Below are 4,546 nucleotides of genomic sequence, written 5' to 3' on the forward strand. Positions count from 1 at the left end.
CAGTCGCGCTCGCCGGGGGCGGCGGGGGGATCGAGGTCGGCCGGTTCCCCGGCGGAGGCGCCCCGGCCCGAGCCCTCGCCCGCGACCGGGGCACCGACGCCGTCGGTGGCGGCCGCCGCGCCGGTGACCGTCCCGGCCCGCTTCGCGGCGGTGCTCCTCTCCCCGGTCTCCCCGGTCTTCCCGGTTGTCTCCGTCGCCCCCACGGATTCGGCCGGCTCCCCGTTCCCGTCGCTCCCCGCGGCCCCGGCGGTGCCGGCGGCGTTCCCGGTCGCGTCGGTGCCGTCCGTCGTTCCGCCGTCGCGGTCCGGCTCCACGACCTCCTCGCGGCCGGGCCGCAGGCGGGCGGAGAGCACGAACCAGGCGACCGCCAGCAGGAAGACGACCAACGCGGTCCAGTTGTTCAGGCGCAGACCGAGGAACTCGTGGGCCTCGTCGATCCGCAGGTACTCGATCCAGAAGCGTCCCGCCGTGTAGCCGGCGACGTACAGCGCGAACGCGCGCCCGTGGCCGAGTCGGAAGCGCCGGTCCGCCCAGATCACCAGCAGGCCCAGCCCCAGGCACCACAGGGATTCGTAGAGGAAGGTGGGGTGGAAGGTACCGGTGTCGCGGGCGTTGTCGATCTCCAGGGCCCAGGGCAGGTCGGTGGCCCGCCCGTACAATTCCTGGTTGAACCAGTTGCCCCACCGTCCGATGGCCTGGGCGAAGGCGATCCCCGGTGCCACCGCGTCGGCGAAGGGGGGGAGCGCGATGCCCCGCCGCCGGCAGGCGATCCAGGCCCCCAGCGCCCCTCCCGCGATGGCGCCCCAGATCCCGATGCCGCCGTCCCAGATGCGGACGGCGTCCCACGGGTCCCGTCCCTCGCCGAAGTACAGCTGATAGTCCGTGGCCACGTGGTACACCCGGGCGCCGACCAGGCCGAAGGGCACCGCCCACACCATCACGTCGGCGACCGTACCGGGCTTTCCGCCGCGCGCCACCCAGCGCCGGCCGCCGAGCCAGCCGGCGACGAAGACGCCGAGGATGATGCACACCGCGTAGGCGCGCAGGGGAAACGGCCCGAGCTGGATCTCGCTCGTGCCGGGGCTGGGAATGGAGGCGAGGATGTCCATGGTGGGGCCGAGGCTACCCTGTCCGCCGCGGTCCCCGGTGCGTGCGGTGTGCGGTGCGCACCATCCGTCCGGGACGGTGCGCGACGGACGCCGGCCCCGCACCCACCGGCGGTTCCGACGACGCAGGTGGGTGGGGCCGGACCCGGGTCATTCGCCGGCGATCTCCTCCACGAGTTCCCGCAGCCGCTCGACGGTCAGCGGGTCGGAGGGGTCACCGTAGACGCTCTCGCCGTTGAGCAGGACGGTGGGGGTGGCGCCGTACTCGGAGTCCCGGAAGGCCGCGTTGGTGCGGGCCACCCGGTCGGCGTGGGTCTCCCCCAGCACGCAGTCCCGGAACCCCTCGGTGTCCAGCCCGTCGATCCGAGCGGCCAACCCGATGAGGGTCTCCCGGTCGGCGAACGCGTCGGTGCGTTCGGCGGGCTGCTCCTCGAAGAGCAGATCGTGGTACTCGGAGAACCGACCGGCGTCCTCCGCGCAGATCACGGCGTTGGCCGCGCGGGTGGAGCCCTGGCCACCGAGACCGTCGTCGATGATGGTGACCAGGTGGTACTCGGTGCGCAGCTTCCCCTCCCCCTGGAGGTCACGGATGGTGTCCTTGTAGTACGTCTCGAACTGCGCGCACGCCGGACAGCGGAAGTCCTCGTAGACGGTGAGGGTCGCCGGGGCGCCCGCCGGGCCCTGCGCGATCGGCTCGGAGGGCGGGCCGTCGGTGCCGCGGTCGCTCCCGGTGTTGCCCGCCGCGAGACCGATGCCGCCCACCACGGCCAGGGTCGCGACGGAGATCCCCAACACCTTGAGAGTCCGTCGGCGCTTCTCGGCCGCCTGCTCGCGGGCCCGTTCCTCCGCCAGCCGCTCGCGGGCGCTGCGCTCGCCCGTCCGGTTCTTCTCGCTCATGCCCTGCGTCAACGAGCGGGGGGCGCGACGGACACGGACCTCTCCCACCCCGTCCCCCGTGCGGGTGTCGTGCCCGGTGTCGCCCCGCTCGGCCGCCTAGCCTGGATGGTGATGATCCCACCGCGTGCGCGTTCCTTCTTCCCGGTTGTCCCCCCGGTCGACCCTCCGACCGTTCCCCCGGCCGTTCCTCCGGGGCCCCCGGGGCCCCCGGTCGCACGCCGTGACGGGGCCGAGGGCCCCGGGGACCCGGATGACGGAGCGGGCCGCGCCGCCCGGGCCCGGCGGGCGAGCCGGCACGACGCGGTGGCCGCCCTCGCGGCGTTCGCGCTCTTCGCCGTGGCCGCCGTGGTCGGGGCGGCGATCAACGAGGACAACCGGCTGACCCTTCGATGGCCTCCTCTCTACGCCGATTGGGAGCCGCACCTCGGCCCCGGGACCGTGCCGACCCTGCTGATCGCCGTCCTGGTGGTGGCCCGGGGGCCGGCCCTGGCCCGCCGACTCCCCTGGCGGGGTCTGCTGTGGACGGGGTGGGGCGCCTCCCTCGCCTGGACCTTCTCCCTGGCGATGATCGACGGCTGGGAGCGCGGCGTGGTCGACCGGCTCACCGGGCGGCACGAGTACCTGGCGGCGGTGGACCGGGTGGACGACCTCGGGCGGTTCCTGACCACCTTCGCCGACCACGTCCCCCTCGACTCCCCGGACAACTGGCCGGTGCACGTGGCCGGACACCCTCCGGGGGCGCTGCTGACCTTCGTGGGACTGGACCGGATCGGCGCCGGCGGAGGCGTGTGGGGGGCGGTGTTCATCCTGCTGGTGGGCGCCACGACGGTGCCCGCCGTGCTGGTCACGGTCCGTGCGCTGGCCGGGGCCCCGATGGCCCGCCGGGTGGCGCCGTTCGTCGTGCTGTTGCCCGCGGCCGTGTGGATGGGGGTCTCGGCGGACGCCTACTTCGCGGCGGTCGCGGCCTGGGGGGTGGCGCTGCTCGCCCTGGCCGCCCGCGGGGCGACCCGCCGACCGGGCCTCGCCGCGTTCGGGGCGGGGCTGCTGTTCGGTTGGATGTTCTTCCTTTCCTACGGGCTGGTGCTGATGGCACCCATCGCCCTGGCGGTGCTGCTCCTGACCCGCTCCGTGCGACCGGTCCTCCCCGCGCTGGCGGGGATGGCGGTCGTGGTCCTGGCCTTCCTCGCCGGCGGTTTCTGGTGGTGGGAGGGGTACCAGGCAGTGGTGGAGCGGTACCACCAGGGCGCGGCACGGCTGCGTCCCCAGGGCTACTTCGTGTGGGCGAACCTGGCCGTCCTGGCGGTGACGGTGGGCCCGGCGGGGATCGCCGGACTGCGGCGGGCGGTGGTCGCCGGCGCGGGGTGGACACGCGGCCTCGTGCGCCGGGGACGCACGACGCGCGTCACGGCCGATCGCGGTCCCCGGGGCGGCGTCCCCGGTTCCGTCATGGCGTCCGTCCGCCTCTCCTTCCCCATCGCGCCCGGGGTGTCCCCGGCGGTCGGGAAAAGCCGTTGCGGCACCTCCTCCCCGGCGGCGGAATCGCCCCGCTCCCTCGCGGGGCGGGAGGGCCCCGGACGGGGAGGGAGCGGAACGCCGGAGGGCGCGGGACCGCTGGTGGTGCTGGTCCTCGCGGCGGCGATGGCGGTGCTGGCCGCGACGATGTCGGGGATGAGCAAGGCGGAGACCGAACGGATCTGGCTGCCCTTCGTGATGTGGCTGATCCCGGCCGCCGCCCTCCTCCCCGACCGGTGGGCGCGGTGGTGGCTGCCCGCGCAGGCGGCGACCGCCGTGGCGGTCAACCACCTGCTGCTCACCGGCTGGTGAGACCGGACGGTCTCACTCCCCCGCCCGCAGGAGCAGGAAGGGACGGTCCGCCACCCGCCACTCCTCCACCGGTCGCCACCCGGTCCGCTCGGCGTTCTCCCGCAGCGCGGCGGTGCCCACCCGGGCCCAGGGGAAGACCGGACCGGCCGCGCCGTTCCCGTTGTCCAGCCGGGCGGGCCCCCGCTCGTCGATCTGGTCGGGAGCGGCCTCGACGACCAGCCGGGCGCCGGGCGCGGCCACCTCCCGCACACGGCGCAGGAGACGGACCGGGTCACCGCCGATCCCGATGTTTCCGTCGAGCAGCAGCACGCCGCCCCAGCGCCCCTCGGCGGGCAGGGGGTCGAAGACCGAGGCCAGAAGGGCGGTGCCGCCGCCACGGCGGGTGCGCTCCACGGCGCTGCGGGCGACATCGATGCCCAGCGCCGGACGACCCCGCCGGGCGAGTTCGCAGACCATCCGGCCGGGACCGCATCCGACGTCCAGCACACTGCCCCGACAGCGACGCAGCACCGAACGGTCGGCCTCGTCGGGGCCGGAGCACCAGCGTTCGACGTCCAGGGGCAGGAGCCCACCGTCGGGTCCGCGCAGATAGAGCGGCCCGGAGCCGGCACGCAGGGCCTCGGCGTAGAGGTCACCGGACCAGGTGCGTCCGGCGGGCCGCGTGCCGCGTCGCGGTGTGAGGGGGTGGGCGGCGCGATGCCCACCCCTTTTGTATTCTT

General features: G+C 75.1%; 4 protein-coding genes. 1 reads left to right on the forward strand and 3 read right to left on the reverse strand.

Annotated elements, in window-relative coordinates:
• Together lgt and FNQ90_RS13470 are read right to left on the reverse strand one after the other, a co-directional pair.
• The coding region (lgt, locus tag FNQ90_RS13465) for a prolipoprotein diacylglyceryl transferase (protein WP_228471117.1) at window positions 1–1,109 on the reverse strand (1,109 nt) is incomplete at its 3' end.
• A 147-nt stretch (window positions 1,110–1,256) separates the two neighbouring features.
• The gene (locus tag FNQ90_RS13470; RefSeq protein WP_182606603.1) at window positions 1,257–2,003 is read right to left on the reverse strand and encodes a DsbA family protein; all 747 of its coding nucleotides are present in this window, start codon (window positions 2,001–2,003) and stop codon (window positions 1,257–1,259) included.
• A gap of 303 nt (window positions 2,004–2,306) precedes the next feature.
• On the opposite strand from FNQ90_RS13470, the gene FNQ90_RS27365 reads away from it, so the two are divergent.
• On the forward strand, window positions 2,307–3,827 hold the full coding sequence (locus FNQ90_RS27365; protein WP_323379940.1) for a hypothetical protein: 1,521 nt from the start codon (window positions 2,307–2,309) through the stop codon (window positions 3,825–3,827).
• Window positions 3,828–3,839: 12 nt separating this feature from the next.
• Here FNQ90_RS27365 and FNQ90_RS13480 read toward each other — a convergent pair.
• Window positions 3,840–4,546 (reverse strand): methyltransferase domain-containing protein (locus FNQ90_RS13480; protein WP_407699360.1); only part of this gene is annotated, 707 nt, incomplete at its 5' end.

This window comes from Streptomyces alkaliphilus (assembly GCF_014141535.1).
Taxonomy (GTDB): domain Bacteria; phylum Actinomycetota; class Actinomycetes; order Streptomycetales; family Streptomycetaceae; genus Streptomyces; species Streptomyces alkaliphilus.